The sequence below is a fragment of the Pigmentiphaga daeguensis genome (genome assembly GCF_039523035.1).
Taxonomy (GTDB): domain Bacteria; phylum Pseudomonadota; class Gammaproteobacteria; order Burkholderiales; family Burkholderiaceae_B; genus Pigmentiphaga; species Pigmentiphaga daeguensis.
The window spans coordinates 1-1,409 of sequence record NZ_BAAAEN010000069.1 but is presented as its reverse complement, the minus strand read 5'-3'; the positions used below and the strand labels follow the sequence as shown (position 1 = coordinate 1,409).

Below are 1,409 nucleotides of genomic sequence, written 5' to 3'. Positions count from 1 at the left end.
AGAGCAAGACGCCTATGCAGGCTATGAGTGGGTGGTATGATTCACACCCTCATTTGTTCCATCGGCGGCCTTATGATCGTCCGGGACTCGACAGCTACCTCCTACTGGTCGTGCGATGAATTCCAGGGCTGCCCCGCCTTCCCCGCCAGCGGCGACATGGGCGGCTGCGCGGCCCGTGCTCGATCGAGGGCATGCTGCATGGCGCGGTCGTAGGTCAGCGGCCGGGCGTCTAGCCTGGGCTCGCGCGCCGGCGCCGCCTTGGCGTTCGGGTCGATGACGCTGTAGCTGCGGCGCTTGGTCATGCCACTCTCCTGGGCAGCACCAGCACGCCCTTCATCCATGGGATGACCGTGACCTTCATGCCCATGAGGTACAGACCGCCGTCGCGAGAGCCGTACTTCACTTCCACGGAGAAGGTCATCATCGAGTGAATCTGCGGCGTCCCCATCAATTCCCGGAATTCCTCCTCACCGATCAAAACCTCGTCCGGCACCAGATCAAATGACCTCATCAATTCGGCCTGCTCGCGATAAAGGCTCTCCGCCACGGAGTCCGTATCAATGACCACTTGGGTCACCTCCGTCGCTTGCTCAACGTAGTAAGCGCCAATCTTCCGTAGCGCCCAGATGGCGAGCCGCTGGACGCGGCACCAGCCTTTGTCCTTGCGGAAAGCAAAGGCGTCGCGCCGCTCGATGGGTCTCGGCACGGCCTTGGTTTCGACGAACCGCACGACCTGCTTCATACCAGCCTCCCCTGCGCCTTGGTGGCGTGCTTGCGCGAGATTCGCTTGACGTTCTTCGGATCGGGCATCGTGCCGTCGCCCAGTTGGACCCGTCCTTCGGTCTTCTGGGATAGCGCCCAGTTGAGGATTGCCAGCGCGTCCGCCTCGTTGTCGTCCACGGGTCGGAACCCGCGCCGCTTGGCCTCGGCCACCATTGCGCCCTTGTCGGCCCGCCCCGAGCCAGTCCACACTTTCTTCACCACCGTGGGCTGCACACCTTCCACCGGCAATTGCCTGAGGCTGGCCGCCATCCACATCAGCCCCTCGAGCAGCCCGTACAGGTGGGCCGCCGCGGCCATGTTCTGCGGGCCATGCCGGATGACCACCTCGTAGGCAATGGCATGGATGTCGCGGTGGTGCACGACCTCCTGCAGCCACGCCTTGAACCGCAGCCCACGCTGACCAGGGTCCCAGCTCGCCCGCGGCACGAACGACTCGCAGCCAGAGAGGATCCGGCCGTCTCGCGTGGCGATGGCCCAGCCTGTGCGCGTGGCCAGGTCCAGGGCCAGGATGTTGCGGTTCAGCACCGGCGAAAACGCGCGCGCGGGCGCGAGACGTTGCGTGTCCTGTCCGCTTTTGTCCGTGGTCAGCGTCATGCCCCGATCTCCTCGGATTCGGCGATCAGCTC

At 64.7% G+C, this 1,409-nt stretch carries 3 protein-coding genes; all 3 read right to left on the bottom strand.

The window, feature by feature from the left end; genetic code table 11:
- Nucleotides 1–101: 101 nt before the first annotated feature.
- Genes ABD104_RS30125 through ABD104_RS30115 form a run of 3 tightly spaced genes read right to left on the bottom strand, consistent with a single transcriptional unit; the run spans nucleotide 102 to nucleotide 1,377 of the window.
- Nucleotides 102–302 carry a hypothetical protein gene (locus ABD104_RS30125; RefSeq protein ID WP_343928878.1) on the bottom strand — a complete coding sequence of 67 codons (201 nt, stop codon included), beginning with the start codon at nucleotides 300–302 and terminating at the stop codon, nucleotides 102–104.
- Nucleotides 299–742: a hypothetical protein gene (locus ABD104_RS30120; protein ID WP_343928877.1), complete on the bottom strand. Its 444-nt coding sequence runs from the start codon at nucleotides 740–742 to the stop codon at nucleotides 299–301. The genes ABD104_RS30125 and ABD104_RS30120 overlap by 4 nt, the downstream gene beginning before the upstream one ends.
- Nucleotides 739–1,377 (bottom strand): crossover junction endodeoxyribonuclease RuvC, encoded by a 639-nt coding sequence (locus ABD104_RS30115; RefSeq protein ID WP_343928876.1) that lies wholly within the window; start codon nucleotides 1,375–1,377, stop codon nucleotides 739–741. Before ABD104_RS30115 ends, ABD104_RS30120 begins: the two co-directional genes overlap by 4 nt.
- Nucleotides 1,378–1,409: the final 32 nt, after the last annotated feature.

What these genes read in the sequence shown, in the direction of transcription:
- ABD104_RS30125 (WP_343928878.1), bottom strand. Translation starts at nt 302, where the DNA reads ATGACCAAGCGCCGCAGCTACAGCGTCATCGACCCGAACGCCAAGGCG.
- ABD104_RS30120 (WP_343928877.1), bottom strand. Translation starts at nt 742, where the DNA reads ATGAAGCAGGTCGTGCGGTTCGTCGAAACCAAGGCCGTGCCGAGACCC.
- ABD104_RS30115 (WP_343928876.1), bottom strand. Translation starts at nt 1,377, where the DNA reads ATGACGCTGACCACGGACAAAAGCGGACAGGACACGCAACGTCTCGCG.